At 60.0% G+C, this 22,585-nt stretch carries 24 protein-coding genes and 1 tRNA gene; 15 read left to right on the top strand and 10 right to left on the bottom strand.

Features of this window, described 5'->3' with window-relative positions:
* Positions 1 to 79 precede the first annotated feature (79 nt).
* On the top strand, positions 80 to 568 hold the full coding sequence (locus tag AU182_RS03115; RefSeq protein WP_066960469.1) for an META domain-containing protein: 489 nt from the start codon (positions 80 to 82) through the stop codon (positions 566 to 568).
* A 114-nt stretch (positions 569 to 682) separates the two neighbouring features.
* Positions 683 to 1,216 (top strand): META domain-containing protein, encoded by a 534-nt coding sequence (locus AU182_RS03110; RefSeq protein ID WP_193754277.1) that lies wholly within the window; start codon positions 683 to 685, stop codon positions 1,214 to 1,216.
* A 72-nt stretch (positions 1,217 to 1,288) separates the two neighbouring features.
* Here AU182_RS03110 and smrA read toward each other — a convergent pair whose 3' ends face one another.
* From smrA to AU182_RS03080, 6 genes are all read right to left on the bottom strand, one after another.
* Positions 1,289 to 1,885: a DNA endonuclease SmrA gene (gene smrA, locus AU182_RS03105; RefSeq protein ID WP_227718098.1), complete on the bottom strand. Its 597-nt coding sequence runs from the start codon at positions 1,883 to 1,885 to the stop codon at positions 1,289 to 1,291.
* Positions 1,886 to 1,924: 39 nt separating this feature from the next.
* Positions 1,925 to 2,788: an NAD(P)-dependent oxidoreductase gene (locus AU182_RS03100; protein ID WP_066960463.1), complete on the bottom strand. Its 864-nt coding sequence runs from the start codon at positions 2,786 to 2,788 to the stop codon at positions 1,925 to 1,927.
* 51 nt (positions 2,789 to 2,839) lie between these two features.
* Positions 2,840 to 3,283, bottom strand: coding sequence for a thioesterase family protein (locus tag AU182_RS03095; RefSeq protein WP_066960460.1), 444 nt, complete (start codon positions 3,281 to 3,283; stop codon positions 2,840 to 2,842).
* An 81-nt stretch (positions 3,284 to 3,364) separates the two neighbouring features.
* Positions 3,365 to 3,868, bottom strand: coding sequence for a protein-export chaperone SecB (gene secB, locus AU182_RS03090; RefSeq protein WP_066960458.1), 504 nt, complete (start codon positions 3,866 to 3,868; stop codon positions 3,365 to 3,367).
* A gap of 137 nt (positions 3,869 to 4,005) precedes the next feature.
* On the bottom strand, positions 4,006 to 4,257 hold the full coding sequence (gene grxC / locus AU182_RS03085) for a glutaredoxin 3 (protein ID WP_066960455.1): 252 nt from the start codon (positions 4,255 to 4,257) through the stop codon (positions 4,006 to 4,008).
* Between the two features lie 49 nt (positions 4,258 to 4,306).
* Entirely contained in the window at positions 4,307 to 4,717 is a 411-nt protein-coding gene (locus AU182_RS03080) for a rhodanese-like domain-containing protein (RefSeq protein ID WP_066960452.1), read from the bottom strand.
* Positions 4,718 to 5,060: 343 nt separating this feature from the next.
* On the opposite strand from AU182_RS03080, the gene gpmI reads away from it, so the two are divergent.
* The 4 genes from gpmI to AU182_RS03060 all read left to right on the top strand — a co-directional run bounded on the left by gpmI (position 5,061) and on the right by AU182_RS03060 (position 9,737).
* Entirely contained in the window at positions 5,061 to 6,605 is a 1,545-nt protein-coding gene (gpmI, locus tag AU182_RS03075) for a 2,3-bisphosphoglycerate-independent phosphoglycerate mutase (RefSeq protein ID WP_066960449.1), read from the top strand.
* A gap of 33 nt (positions 6,606 to 6,638) precedes the next feature.
* The gene (locus AU182_RS03070) at positions 6,639 to 7,784 is read left to right on the top strand and encodes a murein hydrolase activator EnvC (protein ID WP_066960446.1); all 1,146 of its coding nucleotides are present in this window, start codon (positions 6,639 to 6,641) and stop codon (positions 7,782 to 7,784) included.
* 186 nt (positions 7,785 to 7,970) lie between these two features.
* Positions 7,971 to 9,368: a S41 family peptidase gene (locus AU182_RS03065; protein WP_066962069.1), complete on the top strand. Its 1,398-nt coding sequence runs from the start codon at positions 7,971 to 7,973 to the stop codon at positions 9,366 to 9,368.
* Positions 9,369 to 9,491: 123 nt separating this feature from the next.
* Positions 9,492 to 9,737 carry a DUF6316 family protein gene (locus AU182_RS03060; RefSeq protein ID WP_066960442.1) on the top strand — a complete coding sequence of 82 codons (246 nt, stop codon included), beginning with the start codon at positions 9,492 to 9,494 and terminating at the stop codon, positions 9,735 to 9,737.
* A gap of 22 nt (positions 9,738 to 9,759) precedes the next feature.
* Here the strand turns inward: AU182_RS03060 and hisF are convergent, their stop codons facing one another.
* The 4 genes from hisF to hisB all read right to left on the bottom strand — a co-directional run bounded on the left by hisF (position 9,760) and on the right by hisB (position 12,744).
* Complete coding sequence (gene hisF / locus AU182_RS03055) at positions 9,760 to 10,530, bottom strand: imidazole glycerol phosphate synthase subunit HisF (RefSeq protein WP_066960439.1); 771 nt, start codon at positions 10,528 to 10,530, stop codon at positions 9,760 to 9,762.
* Between the two features lie 26 nt (positions 10,531 to 10,556).
* Positions 10,557 to 11,300 (bottom strand): 1-(5-phosphoribosyl)-5-[(5-phosphoribosylamino)methylideneamino]imidazole-4-carboxamide isomerase, encoded by a 744-nt coding sequence (gene hisA / locus AU182_RS03050; protein ID WP_066960436.1) that lies wholly within the window; start codon positions 11,298 to 11,300, stop codon positions 10,557 to 10,559.
* Positions 11,301 to 11,498: 198 nt separating this feature from the next.
* Positions 11,499 to 12,143, bottom strand: a complete 645-nt coding sequence (gene hisH / locus AU182_RS03045; RefSeq protein WP_066960434.1) for an imidazole glycerol phosphate synthase subunit HisH — start codon at positions 12,141 to 12,143, stop codon at positions 11,499 to 11,501.
* Positions 12,144 to 12,156: 13 nt separating this feature from the next.
* Entirely contained in the window at positions 12,157 to 12,744 is a 588-nt protein-coding gene (gene hisB, locus AU182_RS03040) for an imidazoleglycerol-phosphate dehydratase HisB (protein ID WP_066960431.1), read from the bottom strand.
* A 152-nt stretch (positions 12,745 to 12,896) separates the two neighbouring features.
* On the opposite strand from hisB, the gene AU182_RS03035 reads away from it, so the two are divergent.
* From AU182_RS03035 to AU182_RS02995, 9 genes are all read left to right on the top strand, one after another.
* Complete coding sequence (locus AU182_RS03035) at positions 12,897 to 13,187, top strand: hypothetical protein (protein WP_153039098.1); 291 nt, start codon at positions 12,897 to 12,899, stop codon at positions 13,185 to 13,187.
* A gap of 91 nt (positions 13,188 to 13,278) precedes the next feature.
* The gene (locus AU182_RS03030; RefSeq protein ID WP_066960426.1) at positions 13,279 to 15,420 is read left to right on the top strand and encodes a TonB-dependent receptor; all 2,142 of its coding nucleotides are present in this window, start codon (positions 13,279 to 13,281) and stop codon (positions 15,418 to 15,420) included.
* Between the two features lie 242 nt (positions 15,421 to 15,662).
* Entirely contained in the window at positions 15,663 to 16,145 is a 483-nt protein-coding gene (locus AU182_RS03025; protein ID WP_153039097.1) for a DUF6795 domain-containing protein, read from the top strand.
* A gap of 30 nt (positions 16,146 to 16,175) precedes the next feature.
* On the top strand, positions 16,176 to 17,336 hold the full coding sequence (locus AU182_RS03020; RefSeq protein WP_066960419.1) for a lipase family protein: 1,161 nt from the start codon (positions 16,176 to 16,178) through the stop codon (positions 17,334 to 17,336).
* Between the two features lie 154 nt (positions 17,337 to 17,490).
* Positions 17,491 to 19,593, top strand: a complete 2,103-nt coding sequence (locus tag AU182_RS03015) for an AsmA family protein (RefSeq protein WP_066960416.1) — start codon at positions 17,491 to 17,493, stop codon at positions 19,591 to 19,593.
* Between the two features lie 92 nt (positions 19,594 to 19,685).
* The gene (gene mutY / locus AU182_RS03010; protein ID WP_066960413.1) at positions 19,686 to 20,810 is read left to right on the top strand and encodes an A/G-specific adenine glycosylase; all 1,125 of its coding nucleotides are present in this window, start codon (positions 19,686 to 19,688) and stop codon (positions 20,808 to 20,810) included.
* 8 nt (positions 20,811 to 20,818) lie between these two features.
* Positions 20,819 to 21,100: an oxidative damage protection protein gene (locus AU182_RS03005; RefSeq protein ID WP_066960409.1), complete on the top strand. Its 282-nt coding sequence runs from the start codon at positions 20,819 to 20,821 to the stop codon at positions 21,098 to 21,100.
* Positions 21,101 to 21,210: 110 nt separating this feature from the next.
* Positions 21,211 to 21,286, top strand: a tRNA-Phe gene (locus AU182_RS03000).
* 242 nt (positions 21,287 to 21,528) lie between these two features.
* Positions 21,529 to 22,308 (top strand): hypothetical protein, encoded by a 780-nt coding sequence (locus AU182_RS02995; protein WP_066960406.1) that lies wholly within the window; start codon positions 21,529 to 21,531, stop codon positions 22,306 to 22,308.
* Positions 22,309 to 22,585: the final 277 nt, after the last annotated feature.

Here is a 22,585-nt window from a genome sequence, read left to right as displayed (position 1 = left end):
CGCAGCCCTCTCGCAAAGTCCGCAGCTGTCTAAGCTTGATCTATCTGCACGCAGGGAGCAGGAACAGGGAGCAAAAGGAATGATCCGAACCGGTACCAATAAAGTGGTCCCGGCGTGGCTTACCGGCCTCGCCATCGTGATTGCTGGCTGTATGAACATGGACAGCAAGGAGTCCGGGCCCACCCAGAACCCCGGCTCCATCGCCAGCGTCTGTGGCGACAAGTGGGAAATGCGCCTGTTGCGCATCAACGGCCAGGCAGTGCCGGTCGACCAGCCGCAAGAATTCACCTTCCTGTGCAACAGCGATGGTGAATCCATGGGCAAAAGCGGCATCAACACCTACCGCGGCGCCATGCAGATCACCGCCAACGGCCAGATTCTGTGGGATACCGCCAGCTTCGCCTCCACCAAAATGGCCGGCCCACCCCAGCTGATGGAGCAGGAAACCCAGTACCTGCGCGCCCTGTCGGGTACGCGCCAGGCCTTCGTCAAAAGTGGTGGCGGCCGCCTGATCCTGCGCGACGCCTCCGGCGACATCTATATCGAATACATCAAGGCGGGTGGCTGAGCGCAGTCGCCGCCCCTACCACTGCGTTCGGCAGATGCCGGATAGATCGGATCGGTCACAGACTGCCTTAGCCGATTGGTGTTAAATGGCGCAAAAGGCCACCGGATGGATGACATGCACCGCCTGATCCCGCCGCCACAACACATCATCTCCCACACCAGGCTTGCGAGCGCTGGCGCCCTCGCGCTGGCATTCTTGTTGCTGGCCGTGAGTGGCTGCAGCAGCCAGGACACCGCCCCCTCCGCCATGACCGATACCGGCAGCGACGCCATCTGTGACCGAGAGTGGCTACTGGACAGCCTGACCGTCGACGGCCGCGAGCACAAGCAGAGCATGTTCTGGAAAAAAATGTGGCGCGACCGCCCCTACCTCGGCTGCGACAAACTGGGTTTCGTGCGCGGCAGCGCCGGCTCCAACCCCTACCTGGGCAAATTCCAACTGGCCGACAGCGGCGCCATCCGCTGGCTCAAACCACCGAAAACCGCGCGCATGGCTGGCCGCCGTGACAGCAGCGAGCTGGAAAAGGATTTTTTACTGGCCCTGCCGCGAGCGACGCACGCCCGCATCCACGGCGACAGACTGATACTGGAGGGGAGCAACGGCACCCGTCTGGAGTTCAAACAGGCCGGTGAAAGGCACCCCCAGTAGACCGACGCCGGCGCACAAAAAAGGCAGCCTCTGGGGCTGCCTGAACATGTATTGATTGGAAAGGGCGTCACTTCAGGGGCGCGAGCGGCGCTGGTGCTGCTCCAGGTTCTGCTGGCGCTTGCGCTCACTTTTGCGCAGCAGGATATACGTCGCGCCGAGACCGCCGTGCTGCTTCTGCGCACTGTGAAACGCGAGCACTTCTTGCAACTGTGGCAGCCAGGCATTCACGCAGCTTTTCAGCATCGCCGGGGTCTTGCGCCCCTCGCCCTTACCGTGGGTGATCAACGCACAGCGCACATCCGCCTCCACACAATCCCGCACAAACTGATACAGCGAACTGCGGGCCATTTCCACGGTGTGGTTGTGCAGGTCCAGGCGCGCGTCCACGGTATATTTGCCCAGCCGAAGATTGCGGTACACGCCGTTCTGCACGCCGTCGCGCTTGAATTCAATGGGATCGAACGGCTCGACCGGCTCGACAAATTCGCCCCCCAGGGGATTGAGTTCCCGATAGGTCTGGGCGGTTGCAGATTCGCGCCGCGCGCGCTGGTTGAGCGGGTCTTTGGTGTTTTTGCGCAAGGCGCTCTCGCGCTGCCGGGGGGACAGTGGCTGTACATCCCCAAGCGCTCCCATCGCACCGCGAAAGTCTTCCAGGTCACTCTTGTCCACAACATCCCCCCAATTACCACGGTATCTGGCCTGGGTACGTCAGGGATCGAGAAACAGATCCACTGCCAGTTCACCGGCCTTGGCGGGATTGTGCGCATATTGCGTGAAATCTTCCACCCCGCGTTCGTGTAGCAGGGTCTCGTCGATCAACTGGGCACCGTTCAGACCCTGATTGTCGGTGATCAGCACCTCGTAGGCGGCATCCGCCATCACGATGGGCTTGCGGCTCTGCTCGAACATTTCCCGGCTGCCCACCGCAAACTCAATGGCCGCGGTGGCCACCAGGGTACGGGGCCACAGGGTCGCCACGCTGATCTTGCTCTTCTGCAGCTCCGCCGCCAGCCCCATGCTCAGAATCGTCATGCCGAACTTGGACAGCGCATAGGGGGCGAAGGGGCCGAGCCAGCGCGGCTCCAGGTTGAGCGGCGGCGACAGGCTGAGGATGTGCCCGCAGGAGGACTGCTTGAGGTAGGGGATCGCCAGGTGCGCGGTCAGGTACACCGCGCGGGCATTCACATCCATCATCAGGTCGTAGCGCTTGGGGGGCGTCGCCTCGATGCTGGTGAGGTTGATAGCGCCGGCATTGTTGATCACGCCATCGATGCCGCCAAAGGTGTCGGCGGTTTTCTTGATCGCCTCCGCCACCTGCTCCTCGTTGCGCACATCCACCTGCATGGGCAGGGCGACCCCGCCGGCGGCTTCGATTTCCTCGGCCACGGTGAAGATGGTCCCGGGCAGCTTGGGGTGCGGCTCGGCGGATTTCGCGGCAATGGCAATGTTGGCCCCATCCGCGGCACATTTGAGCGCTATGGCACGCCCGATACCGCGGCTGGCGCCGGTAATGAAGATGGTTTTGCCTTTGAGGGCGCCGGTGTTTTTGGTCAGGGTGATCACGTCGCTCATGCGGGCACTCCCATGGGATAGCGGTTCAGGGTCGAAGAGGCGCAGTGGCCGTCAGTCACCCGCGACAGAGACCACCGCAGGGCTGTAGATATCCTTGAAGGTTTGCGGCATGCGTTTGGGCTTGCCGCTGGAGAGCTCAATGCACACCATCTGCCAGCTGGCGCGAAGCACGAGGGCCTCGTCACTGGCGCGGTACACCTGGAACTTGCGGGTCATATTGAGGCGGCCGTCGACCATGGTCAGCCAGGTACCGATGCGCAGTTCATCGCCCTCTCTGGCGGCCAGTATATAGTCGTACTCGGCCTGGCGAATGGCCATTCCGCGATCCAGTGACTGGTAATGGGTGACATCCAGCCCCAGTTCCTTGCTGTGCAGCCAGGCGGCGCGCTCGCACCAGCGCACGTATTCGGCGTTGTTGGCGTGGTGCAGGCCGTCAACGTGTTCCGGGGTGACACGAACGACGTGGATATACGGTTGGGGGAAGTCCCACTGCATGTTTGCTCCCTTTCACTGGCGGCTCTGCTGCCGGGTACAAAAAAGGCTCCCGAAGGAGCCTTTTTCTGGAACAACCGCGCCTTATGCGTCTGCGTCGGTCTTCTCTGCGCCTTGCTCGGCCTGCTGTTGCGCCTGCTGCATGGCAGCGGCAAACAGGGCGTCGAAGTTGATCGGCGGCAGCATCAGGGCCGGGAATGAACCCTTGGTCACAACGTTGTCCACCACTTCGCGGGCGTAGGGGAACAGGATGTTCGGGCAGGCGGTGTTCAGCGCCTGAGCCAGCTGCTGGCCTTCCAGACCTTTGATACCGAACAGGCCGGCCTGCTGAACTTCGACCAGGAACGCCGTCTCGTTCTCGATCTTGACTGTGATGGTCAGGGTCAGCGCCACTTCGTACAGATCTTCATCGATCTTGGCGGTCTTGGTGTTCAGTTCCTGATTAACTTCTGGTTTCCACTGCTTTTTGAAAACCTCGGCACCCATCGGCGTCTCGAAAGAGAGGTCTTTCAGGTAGATGCGCTGCATTGCGAATTGGACTTGTTGTGCGTCGCCGTTTACTGCTGCGCCGTTTTGTTCTTCAGCCATGTCACTGCCTGTCGTAAAAAATAGATTATTGACTGCCTTCCCTGATAGAAAGACTCCCTGTATGGGTCTTACTTATGGGGGCCTCGAAATACCCTTTCAAGGCACGTCACGGAAAATTCTTGAGCCCGCGCCGGGCGTCACGCCAGCAGTTGATCGAGCTGGCCGCTGCGCTCGATGGCCATCAGCTCATCGCAGCCACCCACATGGTGATCGCCGATCCAGATCTGCGGTACCGTATGGCGCCCTGCCTTGGCGGTCATCTCCGCGCGCAGGGCGCGGTCGCCGTCCACGGAAATCTCCGTATAGGGGACGTTCTTGTTGTCCAGCAGGTACTTTGCGCGCACGCAGAAGGGGCAGAAGCGGGTGGTGTAGATAACAACTTCTTTCACAACCGAATAACCTCTTGGCTTCTCTGACGAAGGGTTTCAGGGCGCCGAATCAGCCTTTGACCAGCGGCAGCTTCTGATTCGACCACTCGGACATACCGCCCTCGAGGCGGCGCACATTGTAGCCCGCCTTCTTCAGCTGGCGGCCCACCGGTCCCGCGTGCTGGCCCATCTTGTCGGCCAGGATCAGCGTCTTTTCTTTATAGGGTGCCAGTTCGCCAATGCGCTTCTCGACCTCGCCGTGCGGGATATGGATGGCATCGACAATGTGCCCGGCAACGAAGTCCGAGCGGTCGCGCAGGTCCACCACCCGGGCATCCTCAGCATTGATCAGGCGCGTGGCCTCATTCGCGGACGCGGGCTTGCCCGCCTTGATACGTTCGGTAATCGCCAGTACGTAAATCAGCGCTACCAACAGACTCACCAGCAGCCACTGCTCGCTGATAAAGACGAAAAAATCCACTTCGCCCCCAGAAATTCACAATTGTTGTTTTAAATGGGACCACTGACGCGGCAGTCGGTCACGTTTGCGCCGGGTATTGTACGGCAACGGGAAAGCCCCTGTGCACCACATGCGGTCCGGCGGTTTGAAGGTGGCGCAGTATACACGATGATGGCCATTTCTTAATCAGCAATTTCACCGCGGGCCGGCGGTGCCACGCCTGCAAAACAGGCTCCATTACTGACCCGGAGCCCGGAAACAGGTTAAAATCCGCCACCTGCGGTAAAACTCCCCCGCGAGTTCCGTCCCCTGGCACCGACGCCGAACGATATTCCACGCAACCCAATACAGGAATTCCGATCCCATGGCATCCGAGACTTCGCCCAAACGCCCGCTGGTACTGCTGATTCTGGATGGCTTCGGCCACAGTGAGCACGCGGAGCACAACGCCATTGCCGCGGCCAAGAGCCCGGTTTGGGACCAGATCTGGGCCAGCCGCCCGAAAACCCTGATCCACACCTCGGGGATGGCGGTGGGCTTGCCGGAAGGACAGATGGGCAACTCGGAAGTGGGCCACATGACCCTCGGCGCCGGCCGCGTGGTGTACCAGAACTTCACCCGCATCAACAAGGCGATCAAGGACGGCGACTTCTTCACCAACCCGGCCTATACCGCGGCGGTCGACAAGGCGATTGCCAACAACGGCGCCGTGCACATCATGGGCCTGCTGTCGGAAGGCGGTGTCCACAGCCACGATGACCACATCGTTGCCATGGCGACCCTCGCCGCCCAGCGCGGCGCCAGAGCGGTTTACATCCACGCATTTACCGACGGCCGCGATACCGCACCGCGCAGTGCGGAAACCCCACTGGCACGCCTCACCCAGGTGTGCGACGCCTTGGGCAACGCACACATTGCCAGCATCAGCGGCCGCTACTTTGCCATGGACCGCGACAACCGCTGGGACCGCGTGCAGCCGGTGTACGACCTGATCACCCAGGGCGTGGCCGAGCACACGGCGGATTCCGCCCTCGCCGGCCTCGAGGCTGCTTACGCACGGGACGAGAACGACGAATTTGTCGCCCCCACCCGTATCGGCGCTCCGGCGCCGGTGAACGACGGCGACGCAATGATTTTCATGAACTTCCGCCCGGACCGCGCGCGCCAGCTGACTCGTGCCTTCACCGCCCCCGACTTCGACGGCTTCCCCCGTGCGGCCACCCCGAAGCTGGCGGATTTTGTGATGACCACGGAATACGCCGCCGACATCGACGCCAGCTGCGCCTTCCCGCCGGAAAGCCTGGTGAACACCTTTGGCGAATATCTGCAGTCGCAGAACAAGACCCAGCTGCGTATCGCCGAGACAGAAAAATACGCCCATGTGACCTTCTTCTTTAGCGGTGGCCGCGAAGCGCCCTACAATGGCGAAGAACGCGTTCTGATCCAGTCCCCGGATGTGGCCACCTACGACCTGCAGCCGGAAATGAGCGCGCCGGAAGTGACCGACAAGCTGGTGGAAGCCATTGAGAGCGGCAAGTTCGACGCCATCATCTGCAATTACGCCAACGGCGATATGGTGGGCCACACCGGTGTGTTCGAGGCCGCCGTCAAAGCGGTGGAAGCCCTGGATGTGTGCGTGGACCGCGTGACCAAAGCCGCGCTGGCGGCCGGTGGCGAGGTGCTGATCACCGCCGACCACGGCAACGTGGAAGAGATGTTCGATGCGGGCTCCGGCCAGGTGAGCACCCAGCACTCGACCCTGCCGGTGCCCTTTGTGTACATCGGTGAGCGCGAGGTCACCATGCGCGACGGTGGCAGCCTGGCAGATGTAGCGCCCACCATGCTGGCGCTGATGGGCCTGCCACAGCCGGTGGAAATGAGCGGTGAGCCGCTGGTAAAAGTGAACTAACCCGGGCCAGTCCCGCGAGGTAGAACCATCTCCATGAACATATCTGCCGTCGTTATTGCAGCCCTGCTGTCGTCTCTGCTTCTGGTCCCCGCCTGCTTCGCGCAGGCGGCGGACGAGGAACAGCAGGCGCGGCTGGCGGAGATCAAGCAGCGCATCGAGGCCCTGCAGCAGGAACTGAACCAGGTAAAAAGTGACCGCGACCAGTTGCTCAAGGACCTGGAATCCAATGAGAAGGACATTTCGGAACTGCTGCAACGGATCGACAAGATCAAAGCCGACATGCAGAGCCGCGGCGAAAAACTGCAGGAGCTGAAGAAGGAAGAACAGCAGCTGGAGGAATCCCGGCGAAGTATGCAGCGGCGGGTCGAGCAGGAAGTCGCCGCCGCTTACCGACTCGGTCGCCAGGAGCAGGTCAAACTGCTCCTCAACCAGCAAGACCCCCAGCACATCGCCCGCCAGCTCCGCTATCACGACTACTTCCTCAAACAACGCAGCCGCGTCATCGGCGATTACGTCTCAACCCTCGACCAGCTCTCCACCGTCAGCGCCGGCATCCAGCGCGAACAGGACACCCTGGCCCACGAACGCAGCCAGCTGGAAGAAAAGCGCCGCGCGCTGGTGAGCGCACAGCAAAATCGCCAGCGCACCCTCGACAAGCTCGCGCGGCAGCTCGCCAGCAAAAGCGGTGAACTCAACCAGCTGCACAGCGACCGCGGCCGCCTGCAACGTCTGGTAGACGAAGTGGGCCGCGCCATTGCCAGCCTGATCAACCCTAGCGACCAGACCCCGTTCGCCAAACAGCGCGGGCGCATGCAGTGGCCCACCAGCGGCCGTCGCGCCAACGCCTTTGGCCAGCGCCGCGCCAATGGCATCACCTGGACCGGCGTCACCCTGCGTGCCAACGAGGGCACACCGGTCAAGGCGATCCACCGGGGGCGCGTGGTCTTCGCGGACTACCTGCGCGGCCAGGGCATGCTGATCATCCTCGACCATGGCGATGGCTACATGAGCCTGTATGGCCACAACCAGTCCCTCACCCGCGCTATCGGCGAGTGGGTGGAGCGCGGCGATACCATCGCCAAGGTGGGCAATACCGGCGGTCTCAGCCAGGCCGGGCTCTATTTCGAAATCCGCCACCGCGGCAAGCCGCAGGACCCCACGGTGTGGTGCAGGGGCTAAGCCCGCCACCACGTCCATAACCAAGCCCGCAAAACAGGCGACGCTGCCCTACCACACTCCCCGCTGCGTTTTTATCCCTGCGCAACACACGCCAGTTCGTTTCCCCGCCAAGTTCAAACCTCACGGGAGTGCCGGGTCTACAATTCTTCATGGACAGTAACGATAAATGCCAAGGACGTGCAGATGATGTTCACCACCAAAACACTGGCCCGCCTGATTGGCGCCGCCGCTCTCGCCGCTCTTCCGCTGATGGGACTCAGCCAGGGCGACCAGGACAACAGCGCCGTACGCGCGGTCCAGGAAGCCGAATCCCGACTGCCGCTGGAAGACCTGCGCAGCTTTGCCAAAGTGTTCGAACAGATCCGTCAGGGCTACGTCAATGAAGTCGACGACAGCACCCTGCTGGAATACGCCATCAAGGGCATGCTGCAGGGGCTGGACCCGCACTCCGCCTACCTCGACAGCCGCTCGTTCGACGACCTGCAGGCCAACACCACCGGTGAATTCGCCGGCCTCGGTATCGAGGTGGGTATCGAAGACGACTACATCACCATCATTACCCCGATGGACGACACACCTGCCGCCCGCGCCGGACTGCGCGCCGGTGATGTGATCCTGCGCCTGTCGGGCAAATCCATGCGCGGGGTAAGCCTGGACGAGGCGGTGGATAAAATGCGCGGCCCGGTAGGCTCCTCGGTCACCCTGACCATCGGCCGCAAGGGCCACAAGGAGCCCTTCGATGTCACCGTCAAGCGCGACAAGGTGCGCGTATACAGTGTGCGCGGCGAGATGCTCGAAGACGGTTACGGCTACCTGCGGATCAGTCAGTTCCAGATGGACACCGGCGGCGACCTGATGCGCGCCATGAAAAAGCTGAAGAAAAAGGGCGAACTGAAAGGGCTGGTGGTCGACCTGCGCAACAACCCCGGCGGCGTGCTGCAATCCTCGGTGGAAGTGGTGGATGCGTTCCTTGAGGAAGGGCTGGTGGTTTACACCGAGGGCCGCAATGACTCGTCCAACTTGCGCTACTCCGCCAGTGCCGGCGATGTCACCAACGGCGCACCGCTGGTGGTTTTGATCAACGACGGCTCTGCCTCCGCCGCGGAAATTGTCGCCGGCGCACTGCAGGATCATCGCCGCGCGGTGGTCATGGGCACCGACAGTTTCGGCAAGGGCTCGGTGCAGACCGTTATCCCGATCAACCAGGATCGCGCGATCAAACTCACCACCGCCCTCTATTTCACCCCCAAGGGGCGCTCCATTCAGGCGCAGGGCATCAAGCCCGATATCACCGTTGAAAGAGTGCAGGTTACCCGCCTGGACGGCCGCGCACGCACCACCGAAGCGGATCTGGCCGGGCACCTGGGTAACGGCAACGGCGGTGCCGAAAGCGGCTCGGAAGATCGCAAGCGGGCCAAGGCCAAGCAGGACGACTGGTACAGCCGTGACAACCAGGTGTTTGAAGCACTGAATGTGCTCAAGGGCCTGAATCTCTATGTACGTCGCACACCCACGGGCACTGAAGAAAGCAGTGCACCGAAAGCGAAAGATCAGGTGGCACAAATTCGCGCCGAAGACCTGTAAATCCCGGTAATTACAGGGAGTGACACCCGGTTATTGGCTAGGCTTTTAACTGGGTGTGCTGTTACCGCTGGCATTGGCGGGATGGTAGTAAGAAGTCGTTACAGAGGTATTAACGAGGTTGTCATGCAGCAGTATCGTCGTGGCGAAAAAGGAGAGTCTATCCCTCCCCGAGCAGACCGTTTTTTCAAACTGGACGACGACTGGTACTTCACCGTCCGCGGCGGCAAGACCTTCGGCCCCTACGCCTGTCGCGAAGAAGCCGAAAAGGCGGTAGACAAATTCCTCAACCCCCTCAACAAATACACCGGCAACGTGCGTCCGTTTGGCAGCCTGCGCGCACGCCGTTGGCGCGGCACGCAAAAACTATAAGCGGGCCGTACGCACTCGCGAGTTAAAGTCGCATTTCAATACCCGCGTTCTGCATAAACGCCTTGGCTTCGGCCACGGTGTATTCACCGAAATGGAAAATACTCGCCGCAAGCACGGCATCGGCACCACCCTTGAGCACACCGTCGGCCAGGTGTTGCAGGTTACCCACACCGCCGGAGGCGATGACGGGTACCGACACCGCGTCGGAGATCGCGCGGGTCAGGGCCAGGTCAAAACCGTTTTTGGTGCCATCGCGATCCATGCTGGTCAGCAGGATTTCCCCAGCACCGTAACTGTCCATTTTCTTCGCCCACTCCACCGCGTCGATGCCGGTAGGCTTGCGTCCGCCGTGGGTGAAGATTTCCCACTTCGGCTCTTTGTCATTACCCACCTGCTTCGCATCGATGGCAACGACGATGCACTGGCTGCCGAAACGGTCGGCGGCCTCGCGCACAAAGTCCGGGTTGAACACCGCAGCGGAATTGATCGCGGTCTTGTCCGCGCCGGCGTTCAGCAGGTTGCGGATATCCTGTAATTCGCGCACCCCGCCGCCCACGGTCAGGGGGATAAACACCTCGGAGGCCATTTTTTCCACGGTGTGCAGTGTGGTATCGCGGCCCTCGTGGGTGGCGGTGATATCCAGGAAGGTGACTTCATCGGCACCGGCTTCGTTGTAGCGCCGGGCGACCTCCACCGGGTCTCCGGCATCGCGGATGTCGACAAAGTTCACGCCTTTGACCACGCGGCCGGCGTCGACGTCGAGACAGGGGATTATGCGTTTGGCGAGGCCCATGCTGTTGTCCCGGTTCCTTATTTCAGTTACTTGTTCCAGCTGTCGCACAGCTGTTGTGCTTTTTGCAGGTCGAGCTTGTCTTCGTAAATGGCGCGCCCGGTGATGGCACCGAAGATTTCGGTTTTGTCATCGCCAGCGGCGAGCAGCTTTTCGATATCCTCGATACAGCTGACGCCGCCGGAGGCGATGATGGGGATCTGCACCGCGCGGGCGAGGTCCATGGTGGATTCGAGGTTGACGCCCTGCATCATGCCGTCGCGGGCGATGTCGGTGTAAACGATCGCGCTGACACCACAGTCCTGGAATTCCTTGGCGAGCTCGGTGGCCTGCACATCGGAGACTTCGGCCCAGCCTTCGGTGGCGACGAGTCCGTCTTTAGCATCGAGGCCGACGATGATATGGCCTTCGAACTCCCGGCAGGCTTCCTTGACCAGTTTCGGGTTTTTCACCGCGGCGGTGCCGATGATGGTCCACTGCACGCCGGCTTCGAGGTACCACTCGATAGTTTTCAGGTCGCGGATGCCGCCGCCGATCTGGATCGGAAACTGCGGGAACTGGCGGGCGATGGCGTTGACGGCGTCGCCGTTGACCGGGTTGCCGGCAAAGGCGCCGTTCAGGTCGACGATATGCAGGCGCTTGGCGCCCTGGCTGAGCCAGTGTTCGGCGGTGGCGACGGGGTCGTCGGAGAAGACGGTAGCGTCTTCCATTTCACCCTGGCGCAGGCGCACGCACTCGCCGTCTTTCAGATCAATGGCTGGGATAACGATCATTTTGGTTAACTTCCTGTTTCGGGGCCCAGGTTAGTTTCAGGCCCGGTGGCGGCAGGGCACCGGGTAAGTCTTTTCAAAACCGCTGTGAATACATCCCTGTACGCTGCGTCGGCAACATCCCTGTTGCCGACGCTTTTGAAAAGACTTACCCGGCACCCTGCCTTCGCATCTAGTTATTTACTTCGCCGGCCGGCGCTCTTAAGCAGCACCGTTCCAATCGACAAAATTTTTCAACAGCTGCATACCCGCATCCGCACTCTTTTCCGGGTGGAACTGGGTGGCGAAGATATTGTTGCGGGTCACTGCCGCGGCGAACTGCACACCGTAGTCGGTGACGCCAGCAACAGCTTCATTGTCTTCCGCGGGCACATAGTAGCTGTGCACAAAATAGAAACGGCTGCCGTTTTCGATGTTGCGCCACATGGGGTGGTCGATGGCTTGCTGCACCCGGTTCCAGCCCATATGCGGGACTTTTAAATGCTGGCCATTTTCGTACAGGTCCTTGCCGAAAAACTTTGCCGGCTGCGGGAAGATACCCAGGCAGTCGACGCCGCCATTTTCTTCACTGCTCGCCATCATGATCTGCATGCCCACGCAGATGCCAAGAATCGGCATGCCGGACTCGACACACCGGTTCAGCAGGGGCACGAAGCCCGGGCGGATGAAGCCTTCCATACAGTCGCGGATGGCGCCGACGCCGGGGACGATCAGGCGGTCAGCGCCTTCGGCTTGTTCAGGCGTGGTGGCGAGCACCACTTCATCAGCGGGAGCGACTTTTTGCAGGGCGCTGGCGACGGAGTGGAGGTTGCCCATGCCGTAGTCGAGGACGACGATCTTTTGCATCTTCGCTCCCGCCTTACAGCACGCCTTTGGTGGAGGGCATGGCGCCTTCCATCCGCGGGTCCGGGGTCAGGGCCATGCGCAGGGCGCGGCCGAAGGCCTTGAACACGGTCTCGATCTGGTGGTGGGCGTTGAAGCCGCGGATGCAGTCGATGTGCAGGGTCACCAGGGCGTGATTGACGAAGCCCTGGAAGAATTCATAGAACAGCTCGGTGTCGAAGTTGCCGATGCGTTTCTGGGTAAAGGGCACGTTCATGGTGAGCCCGGGGCGCCCGGAGAAGTCGATGACCACGCGGGACAGCGCCTCGTCCAGGGGCACGTAGGCGTGGCCGTAGCGAGTCATACCCTTTTTGTCACCGATGGCCTGGTTGATGGCCTTGCCAAGGGTGATACCGATGTCTTCCACGGTGTGGTGGTCGTCGATATGCACGTCGCCATCGCAGGTGATATCCAGGTCGATCATGCCGTGGCGGGCGATCTGGTCCATCATGTGCTCGAGGAAGGGGACGCCGGTGTTGAATTTGCCGGTGCCTTTGCCGTCGAGGTTAAGGCTGACCTGGATCTTGGTTTCCAGAGTGTCGCGGTTGACGCTGGCGGTGCGCATGAGGTCTACATCCTTGATTGCAGGGCGGGACTCACCGGTTTGGCTGGCCCCTGAGACAGAAGGCGCGAATTATACGCCCAAATGGGCCGGAATTTGGCGGATAGTGTCAGATGAAACTTGATTCGTCACAGAGATCAAATATCATACCGCCCATGACTATGCACCCCCGCCACAAGACCCCTGTCTGGGTCAGCTTTGTACTGCTGTTCGCGCTGATGCTCGCGCAGCCGGTGCTGGCGGAGCATATTCACATCGAAGAGCGGGCGCACAGCATGTGCGACCTGTCTCACAACCACACTCCCGCCCCCGCGGGGAGTGAATTCACCTTCGTCTCCGCCGACCTGGCGCCGCTGTATATCCAGCAGCAGGCCCCCGCGGCCCTCGATTGCCAGCCGGAGCGCCAGTCCGCCCGCGGCCCTCCCGTACACCTGTCTATCCGCTGAACGCACCGATTTAGCAAACACATAACGCTTACGTTTTCGGGCACCGGTCTCTCGAGCGGCCGCTGCCTGTGATTGACAGGAATAATTCAAAATGTACCGAGTAAACACTCTGGCGCTGGCTATTGCCTGCGCATTCTCTTCTGCTGTGTCTTCTGCCGCTTCCGCTCAGGCCACCGATTCTGACCGAGAGGCCCTGGAAGAGGTCAATGTCACCGTATCCCCACTGGCCAAACCCGCCGATGCAGTAGCGGCGCCGGTTTCTGTACTGAGCGGCGATGAACTGCGCAAGTCCGCCGCGGCCACCCTGGGCCAGACCCTCAACAGCCAGCTGGGCGTGGCCAATGCGGCCTTCGGCGGCGGCGTGGGCCTGCCGGTCATTCGCGGCCAGAGCGCCAACCGGGTGAAGGTGCTGAGCGACAACCTGGACGTGGCCGACGCCTCCAACACCAGCTCTGACCACGCGGCCAGTATCGAACCCCTGCTCGCCAACAGTATTGAAATCCTGCGCGGCCCGGCCGCCCTGCGCTACGGCAGCGGCGCCATCGGCGGCGTGGTCAACGTGATTGACGGCCGCATTCCCACCCGCGTTCCGGAAGCCACCGAAGGCGCGGTCGAGATGCGTCACGACACCGCCAATAATCAGGATGCGGGCGTGTTTCGTCTGGGCGGCGGCGCAGGCAACCTGGCCTGGTACCTCGATGGTGTTTACCGGGAGAACGGCAATACACAGATTCCTGGCCTGGCGGTCCTTGAACATGAGGAGCACGACCACGAAGCACACGCCGGTGAAGAACACCACGAGGACGAATTCAATACCGATGGTTTTGTCGGTAACACCAACGCCCGCGCCAAGAGCGGCAGCGCCGGCCTGTCTTGGGTAACCGACCGCGGATTTATCGGCTTCTCGGTCAACCGTCTGGAGAACAACTACGGCATCCCCCTGGGCACCCATGTTCACCATGAAGACGAGCACCACGAAGAGGGCGGTGAAGAGCACGCGCTTGCAGAGGAGCACGAGGAGCATGAAGAGCACGGCGAAGAAGGGGTGCGTATCGACCTGGCCCAAACCCGCTACGACCTGAAGGGCGAGCACGCCTTTAACAGCGAGTACTGGGACAAGATCAGCTTCCGCCTGGGTCACAACGACTACGCACACGTCGAGCTCGAGGACGGCGAACCCGGCACCCGCTTCACCAACAAAGCCTGGGAAAGTCGTGTGGAGGTTACCCACGATGACGGTGGCGAGTGGCGTGGCGCCTACGGCCTGCAAGTGTCGCGCAAGGACTTTGCCGCGATCGGCGATGAGGCGTTCATTCGCCCGTCCATCACCGACAGTCTCGGCGCCTTTACCATGAAAGAGCGCGAGTGGGGCAACTGGCACCTGGACCTGGGGGCCCGCCTGGAGACGGTCAGCATCGACCCACAATACGGCAACGACAAAGACTTCACTCTGGTCGGCCTGTCCAGCGCACTGCAGTATTTCCTGAAAGAGCACCAGCACCTGAGCGTCAGCCTGACCGGCGCCGAGCGTGCACCGGTGGCCGAAGAGCTGTTTGCCGATGGCGCCCACCTGGCGGAATCCCGCTACATCATCGGTGACGAAAACCTCGACAAGGAAAACTCGCTCAACCTGGAGCTGGGCTATCACCACCACAATCAGGACGCGACCGGCTGGCACGCGACCAAAGTGGAAGCCAATGTGTTCTACAACCGTATCGGCGACTACATTTATGCCGCCAATACCGGCCTGGAAGATGAAGAAAGTGAATTCGCCATCTACGGTTACCAGAATCGCGATGCCGCCTTCTATGGCGCCGAAGCGTCGGTGCAATTCCCGCTGGCCAGCGGCCTCAGCCTGACCCTGTTCGGCGACAGCGTGCGCGCAAGCTTTGATGATCGCATCGCCGGTCAAAGCCGCGAAGTGCCACGCCTGCCGCCGCTGCGTTACGGCTTCGCCCTCGGCGGTGATTACGCCAACTGGAACTGGCAGTGGCGCAACACCCACGCCACCGAGCAGAAACGCCCCGGCACATTTGAAGAAACTACCGACGCCTACACCCGCATGGACCTCACCGCCCAGTACAACTTCAAACTGGCGGGTAACGATGCCGTGATTTTTGCCAACGCACGCAACCTGCTGGATGAAGAAATCCGCAACGCCACTTCGCTGTTGCGCGACTTCGCACCGGAAGCGGGGCGCAGTGTGGAAGCGGGGGTGCGCCTCCACTTTTAATTCAACCTGCGCATTCCGTGCAATGTCGACCGGCATTGCACGGAATGCTCAACACCCGCCCCACTATTCCCTCAAAAGAATTCACGCCCCCGCCCGACCTCAGCATCTAAAGCACACACTGTTGAGCGTCGAGAATTCCTGCACGGCAGTACCAACTGACTCTTCAAATACATTGTTACTCGACATGTGAGTATTTCGTCTTACAATCAACCGCTCAACCTGAAACCAAGGACGCGGAATCAGTGCAAAAATTTCTTATCGCCTTGCCTGCTGCACTTCTGATTCTTTCACTGCCCTGGCCTGGAGCTGCCATGTCCAAAATGAATCCATTGAAAGCCTGCACTTTTTCCGAAATGGAAATTTCCATTCTATTCAAAGGTGAGCCCGCCAGAGGAGCAAAAATCACCCGAACCATTGAGTGGAAAGAGGAACGCACAGATCAGTTCACTACTGATGACAATGGCCACGTAACCTTACCGGCGGAATTCGAAAATCACTTTCTTAAAGCCTTCCCCATGGAGTTTGTCTCGGCGCAACATGTGACGGTGCAATTTGAGGGTGAGGAGTATGAAATTTGGAATTACGCAAAACGTGATGCCGATCTCAATAGTGAAATGCAGGGGGCGCCCCTGCAGCTTACCTGCGAACTGACCAGCGAATCGAGGACCCAGCGAGCATTTGGTTCTATCCTCGGGACACGCTGCATCTGGCAAAACAACGAATAACCCTACAACCTACGCTGAAAAGGAATTCACGTGACGCACCTTACTCCAGAGCTCAGCGCCAATATTGCCAACGATATATATCTGATCAAGAACCAAAACACTCGAAAACTGTTCTTTGACCTCTACTCCGACCAATTCAATTTCGATACAAACAGTGAACTCAATGGAAAGACAGGCGCGTTTATTCTGCTCAAGAAAGAGCAGTCGCTGGGGCTTGCAGCCACCGGGATTAAACAGCGTACGGGAGAAGCCCTGATTGCCCTGAAGGGCACCTCCAACGGTTACGATGCACTTACTGATCTGAATGCAGGCCTTAAACAGTTCAAAACAGGCGGGCTTGTACATCAAGGTTTCTTTTACACTTTCCAGACATTTCTGCCGGATCTGGATCGTTTCCTAGGCAGTATCCCCGACAGCGTCCACACGATTCACTGCGTTGGCCATAGCCTGGGTGGTGCCCTCGCCACGCTCACGGCGGATTACCTGAAATCGGCAAGCGGCCGTACTGTAAAGCTGTACACTTTCGGCAGCCCACGCGTAGGCTTGAACTTCTTCTCTGACGGCGCCCGTCGACGCCTGGGAAATCAAAACATCTTCCGCGTATATCACCGCACCGATCCGGTTCCCATGGTGCCCACCTGGCCGTTTATTCATGTCCCAGATAGTGGCCTGGGAGACCTGCTGCTCGACTCCAGCGCAGCACTCAATCCGGCGGAATATCATAAAATGGCCAACTACATTGCCTCTCTGTCGGGCACCGAGGAAAAGCACAATTGGGAGCTAGTGAGAAGGAAAAGGCCACCTACACCCGTTCAGCGCAGCATTCAGAGTTGGCTCGAGTCAGATGGACCGCTCTCGTTAACCCTTAACACTGCCTGGGTAGCCGCAGAGGCGGTTATGTGGGTGCTGAAAAAAGTGGTCGAGCTGGCAGGTATCGCGCTGGTGCTCGGCGGTGCCACGACATTTACTTTGATGGATCAACTGGCAATTTTTCTCAAAAAAGCCCGCGACTTCGGCAAGAAGGTTTCTCATTGGGTCACCCGACTGCTGATCCGACTCGGCAGAATGATCGGTATCGTGGTTGCCGATGGCACCAATATCACCATCGCGCTCATCCGGACAATTTTTATTCGCATGCACAATGCTGTGTCTGAATTGGTGCTGCGTGCCGGACGCCACACCGAGCACTGATCCGCTCATCCGGGGTGGCGCCTTCAAGGTCCTCGCCGGATGAGGTTTCATTTCCTACCGGCAACTGCTTCAATAGTCGCATCCGCGGCGCCCGGGTAATTTGAGACCCGGGCGCCGCCTGTTCTCGCCAACTCCCGTTAAGGATGCGCTCTTTATGGCTTGGATCAAACGCGGTCTTATTACCCTCGTTGTTCTCTTCGTGCTTTTTGCCGGCATCATTGCCTGGTTCCTTTCCGGCCTCGACGCCAACCAGTACAAGCCCAAAATCGTGCAACTGGCTGCGGACCAGGGGATCGCCCTGACACTCGACGGCGATATCGGCTGGCAAATCTGGCCCAACATCGCCCTAAAGCTCGAAGGCGTAAAACTGGCACCGCTGGCCTTGCCCAGTGAATCTCTGCTGGAAGCCGATAAGGTCGCGGTCGGTGTGGCGCTGATGCCGCTGCTGGACAAACGCATCGAAGCCCAGGAGATTGTTCTGCTCGGCCCCCAGGTCGCACTCACCGTCGACAAAAACGGCAAGGGCAACTGGGAACTGATTACCGACGCGATGGAGGCGAAAGCCGCCCAGGACGCTAAGACCCAGCGCGAAACTCCGCCCACACTGGATGTTCCCAAGGAGAAAGAGGCCACAGCCGGTGGCCTTGAGCTGGCACTGGAACAGCTGCGCCTGGAAGACGGCGTGCTGCGTTACACAGACAAGCAAACTGGCACCGAGTACGCCGTAAGCAAGCTGCGCGTAACCGCCGACAACCTGGTGCCTGGCGGCAAGCCCGGCGACGTGCGCGTAACCGCTGAGCTTGCGGGCAGCGATCTTCCCGAGCCCATCCAACTCGATATCCACAGCAGCCTCGCCATCGACAAAGGGCTGAACGGGCTGCGCCTGCAGCCGGCCAACATCAAGCTTACCGGCGCCGACGGCGCGACTGCTGAAGTCAACCTGCGCGGTAACGTGCGCCGCCCCAAAGCCGATGCCCCCTGGCAGATCCAGCTCAACCTCAAGGTCGATGTAGACCCGATTGCCGGCTGGCTTGCGAGCGTTGGCAGTGATTACAAGGCCCAGAGCAGCAGCGCCTTGCAGAGCCTCACGATCGAGTCCGATATCAGTGGCACCGACAAGCAGATGAGCCTGCAACCACTGGAACTGTCACTGGACGGCCACAAGTTCAACGGCAGCGCGAGCTATCAGGCCGGTGATATTCCCAGTGTTTCCCTGAGGCTCAAGGGCGGCGAACTCAACGTGGACGACTACCTGCCGCCCCCCGCCGCAACCCCAGAGCAAAGTGAGCTCAGCGCCGACATGGCCGCCGCACAACCAGTGCCGCTACCCCTCGAGTCCATGCGCGGCTTCAATGCCAAGCTGGACCTGACCCTAGAAAAACTGCACGCACTGGACTTCGAAATTGACCAGCCGCAGCTGGCGGTGAACGTCAACAACGGCCTGTACCAGCTGAACAAGCTCGCCGCCGGGCTCTACGGTGGCAACCTGAACAGCACCGGTGTATTCAATGCCCGCGGCAACACCGCCCGCGGCGAATTGAGTGGCGGCCTCAGCGGCGTCGAAATATCCAAGGTTCAGGAAGCACTGTTCGCCAGCGACGAGCCGGAAGCCGCAGACCAGAAAAAGGTCACCCTGTCCGGCAAGACCGATCTTACCTGGGTAGCCCAGACCAGCGGTGCTGACACCCTGGCGCTGCAGAAAAACCTGCGCGCCGCAGTGCAGCTCAACGCCAAGGAGCTGGCGCTGGCGCCATTCAATCTGGAAAAAGGCATGTGCCAGCTGGTGAGCTACGCCGAGAAAACACCGCTGCCAGAAAGAGAGTGGCCCGCACAAACCCGCCTGCAAGACCTGCGCACCAGCGTGAACCTGAATGGTGACGTGGCCAAGGTGGAAGGCATCAATGCCGGCATCGAAAATATCGCGCTCAGCGGCGACGGCACCGTCAATCTGGAACAGCAAAACTTCGACTTTGCCCTGGGCCTGGCGCTGGTGGGCGAGAAGACATCCGGCAACGGCTGCTCGGTACAGAACAGTCGCTGGCGCAACCGCCCGCTGCCACTGCGCTGCAAAGCCAAGTTTGACGAAGCCGGCGCCACCACCTGCAAGCCGGACAGCCGCCGCCTCGACGACCTGATCCGCGATGAACTGAAATACCAAGCGGAGAAGAAGTACGGCGACAAGGTAGAGAAGAAAACCGAAGAGCTGAAAGACAAGCTCAAGGACCGGTTCAAAGGCCTGTTCAACCGCGGGGACTGACTGGCCAGAACGACAGCGACGCCGGGCTATCTCTCCCGATTCGATCCCGTTAGCATGGGCACCCTTCGCGGTGCCCATTTTCGTTGATATCTATGCCTTCCAAACCGATTGCCAAACCCAAGACCCCAGCCCGCTTCCAGCAGGCCCTGCTCAAATGGTTTGACCAGCACGGCCGCCACGACCTGCCGTGGCAGCAGAAGATCACCCCCTACCGGGTATGGGTCTCAGAGATCATGCTGCAGCAGACTCAGGTCAGCGCCGTCATTCCTTACTACCAGCGCTTTATGGAGTCCTTCCCCACCGTGGACGCCCTCGCAGCCGCCAGCCAGGACCAGGTGCTGGCCCACTGGAGCGGCCTCGGTTACTACGCCCGCGCGCGCAACCTGCACAAGTGCGCGCAGACGGTGGTTGATGAGCACGGCGGCAAGTTCCCGCGCAGTGTGGAGGCACTGGAAGCGCTGCCCGGCATCGGCCGCTCCACCGCCGGCGCCATCGCCAGCATCAGTATGGGCGTCAAGGCCGCGATTCTGGATGGCAACGTCAAGCGCGTACTGGCCCGCATCCACGCCGTCGAAGGCTGGCCGGGGCAGACCGGTGTGGCCAAACAGCTGTGGGCGATTGCCGAGCGCTACACCCCCGACGCCCGCACCGGCGATTACACCCAGGCAATGATGGACCTGGGGGCCACCCTGTGCACCCGCACCAGGCCCGCCTGCGAGCACTGCCCCTTCGCCGATCACTGTGTCGCCCGCGCCCAGGGCAACCCCACCGATTACCCGGGCAAGAAGCCCAAAAAGGAAAAGCCGGTACGCCAAACGACACTGTTACTGATGGAGCACGATGGTGAACTGTACCTGGAACAGCGTCCGGCCAGCGGCATCTGGGGCGGGCTGTGGATTCCCCCGCAACTGGAAGGGGACGACGGCGGCGAAGCCAGCGCGCAAGAGTGGCTTGCCGCCCAGGACCTGCACGCCAGCGAGGTACAGGCGATGCCCGCCCTACGCCACACCTTCAGCCACTTCCACCTGGACATCCATCCGGTGTGGATCCGCCTGCCCAATAAGCCCGGGCAGGTGGCGGAAGCAGCCAGCGGCTGGTATAAACTGCGCCAGCTCGACCGACCGAGGTCCGCCCAGGATCTCGGCCTGCCCGCCCCCATCGCCAAGCTGGTCAAACAGCTGGTGGCACTGCGGGCCCCACTATTGGCACCCTGTTAGGAGAAACCATGTCCCGTACCGTCTTCTGCCGCAAATACCAGGAAGAACTCGAAGGCCTCCCCAACCCGCCCTTTCCCGGGCCCAAGGGCCAGGACATCTACGACAACGTCTCCGCCAAAGCCTGGCAGGAATGGATGGCCCACCAGACCATGCTGATCAACGAAAAGCGCCTCAACATGATGGAGCCCTCCTCCCGCGCCTACCTGGCCGAGCAGATGAGCAAGTTCTTCGCCGGTGAGGACTACGACGACGCGGAAGGCTACGTGCCGGAGCAAGACGGCGACAAGTAAGCGGCCACTCACAAACCGCAAAAACTATTTATCAATCAAGGGGTTGACTCCCCCCGGAAGAGCAGGTTTAATACGCGCCTCGCTGCCGGGGACAACCCGAATCAAGCGAAGCCCAGATAGCTCAGTCGGTAGAGCAGGGGATTGAAAATCCCCGTGTCGGTGGTTCGATTCCGCCTCTGGGCACCATACAAAAAAAGCCCCATCCGCAAGGATGGGGCTTTTTTTGTATTCGTTGCCTGGAGGCCGGATGAGAACCACCGATGTGGTTCGACTAATCGCGCCAGCGATTTGCAACGAGCGCGCGAGCGCGATGCCCGCAGGGTCGCAATAGCCCCTAGGCTATTGCGATTCTTCCGTCCACCACCAAAGCCTCATATCACTCCTCCTCGACTATCCTGCACTTAAGCCGCCAACTCCAAAGTGCACTCATGAACAAGTTCACCCAAGTTCTGCTGTTCCTCTGCTATCCCCTTCTGACCCAGGCAGAAAACCTGTTCCAACAAGTAACTCCAGAAGAGGAGGCAAGGATATATCTCTACAACCAACCCTCAATAGACCGTCAAATCTACTACGCCTCTCGATACCGAATAGTCCGGGTCAACACGAAACTACTAGAAACTGAAAACTCCGAATTCACCATCAATCCATTCCAAGATATACAAATGGACGTGGTAACGCTCAATGTCGACAACAGCGGGCCATATTCGGTGCGCTGGCAGGGAATTTGGAATGAGTGGCAAGTGGTAACCGGCAGGCGCCGACCATCAGCCGATGATCCGGCTGGAAGAGCTCTCGGGAAAGAAGAAATCCGGCGTGCGCTTCAATTTGAAATCGATCTTCAATCTTGGCACCTGAATCCAAATACTGGAGAAGCAATTGCTTCAGGCAATATGCCAGGCAAATACAATTCACTAGCAGAAGATGATTTAGAGGGTATCCAGAGGCTGGGTGAATTCAAATCCGACGCATTTAAATCGGCGCGGGGGAGGTTCTTTATATTCGGTAGCGGAAGCTTTGTGTTAACTCCCCTTCAATACACACCAAAGTATCATTTGATTTATATACCACACCCAGATCGGCACCAAGGATTTGATACACCCCACGATCGATTAAGCGATGAGAATAAACGCAGACTGCGAGAACAACAGGCATTCATCAACAGCCTTCCCCCTGAAGCCCCGGAGAAAAGAGTCCTGGGAGACATCTAAAAGATGGCGTAAGTTTTTATCTTCTAAAGAACACTCTTTCGCGAGCATTCTCCGCCAGCAGGAAAGACGTCAGAATTGCCGACCGGCAAATCGAGGGAGCCTGATTGTTGAGATTAAGTCCCTGCAAGACACCGCCTGCGGCCATAGAGCGTCAAAAAAGTCAGCTTAGTTACGTATTGTAGATTTATCACTCTGCGGGACTGTTTAGTGCAACGCTAAGTTCGCTGAATCACGAGTAGCTCACACCATCGAACTTCCATCCATACCCAAACACTTT

The sequence above is a fragment of the Microbulbifer sp. Q7 genome, from assembly GCF_001639145.1.
Lineage (GTDB): Bacteria > Pseudomonadota > Gammaproteobacteria > Pseudomonadales > Cellvibrionaceae > Microbulbifer.
The sequence above is the reverse complement of the archived record's forward strand: the minus strand, read 5'-3'. Positions and strand labels throughout refer to the sequence as shown.

Bases quoted from the DNA above. Each gene is read 5' to 3' on its own strand.
- hisA (WP_066960436.1), bottom strand. From the start codon at position 11,300: ATGATCGTTATCCCAGCCATTGATCTGAAAGACGGCGAGTGCGTGCGC.
- AU182_RS03005 (WP_066960409.1), top strand. From the start codon at position 20,819: ATGTCCCGTACCGTCTTCTGCCGCAAATACCAGGAAGAACTCGAAGGC.
- AU182_RS03100 (WP_066960463.1), bottom strand. From the start codon at position 2,788: ATGAGCGACGTGATCACCCTGACCAAAAACACCGGCGCCCTCAAAGGC.
- AU182_RS03015 (WP_066960416.1), top strand. From the start codon at position 17,491: ATGGCTTGGATCAAACGCGGTCTTATTACCCTCGTTGTTCTCTTCGTG.
- secB (WP_066960458.1), bottom strand. From the start codon at position 3,868: ATGGCTGAAGAACAAAACGGCGCAGCAGTAAACGGCGACGCACAACAA.
- AU182_RS03065 (WP_066962069.1), top strand. From the start codon at position 7,971: ATGTTCACCACCAAAACACTGGCCCGCCTGATTGGCGCCGCCGCTCTC.
- AU182_RS02995 (WP_066960406.1), top strand. From the start codon at position 21,529: ATGAACAAGTTCACCCAAGTTCTGCTGTTCCTCTGCTATCCCCTTCTG.
- AU182_RS03115 (WP_066960469.1), top strand. From the start codon at position 80: ATGATCCGAACCGGTACCAATAAAGTGGTCCCGGCGTGGCTTACCGGC.
- hisH (WP_066960434.1), bottom strand. From the start codon at position 12,143: ATGCAAAAGATCGTCGTCCTCGACTACGGCATGGGCAACCTCCACTCC.
- AU182_RS03110 (WP_193754277.1), top strand. From the start codon at position 683: ATGCACCGCCTGATCCCGCCGCCACAACACATCATCTCCCACACCAGG.
- hisB (WP_066960431.1), bottom strand. From the start codon at position 12,744: ATGCGCACCGCCAGCGTCAACCGCGACACTCTGGAAACCAAGATCCAG.
- mutY (WP_066960413.1), top strand. From the start codon at position 19,686: ATGCCTTCCAAACCGATTGCCAAACCCAAGACCCCAGCCCGCTTCCAG.
- gpmI (WP_066960449.1), top strand. From the start codon at position 5,061: ATGGCATCCGAGACTTCGCCCAAACGCCCGCTGGTACTGCTGATTCTG.
- AU182_RS03030 (WP_066960426.1), top strand. From the start codon at position 13,279: ATGTACCGAGTAAACACTCTGGCGCTGGCTATTGCCTGCGCATTCTCT.
- AU182_RS03035 (WP_153039098.1), top strand. From the start codon at position 12,897: ATGACTATGCACCCCCGCCACAAGACCCCTGTCTGGGTCAGCTTTGTA.
- AU182_RS03095 (WP_066960460.1), bottom strand. From the start codon at position 3,283: ATGCAGTGGGACTTCCCCCAACCGTATATCCACGTCGTTCGTGTCACC.
- AU182_RS03060 (WP_066960442.1), top strand. From the start codon at position 9,492: ATGCAGCAGTATCGTCGTGGCGAAAAAGGAGAGTCTATCCCTCCCCGA.
- hisF (WP_066960439.1), bottom strand. From the start codon at position 10,530: ATGGGCCTCGCCAAACGCATAATCCCCTGTCTCGACGTCGACGCCGGC.
- AU182_RS03070 (WP_066960446.1), top strand. From the start codon at position 6,639: ATGAACATATCTGCCGTCGTTATTGCAGCCCTGCTGTCGTCTCTGCTT.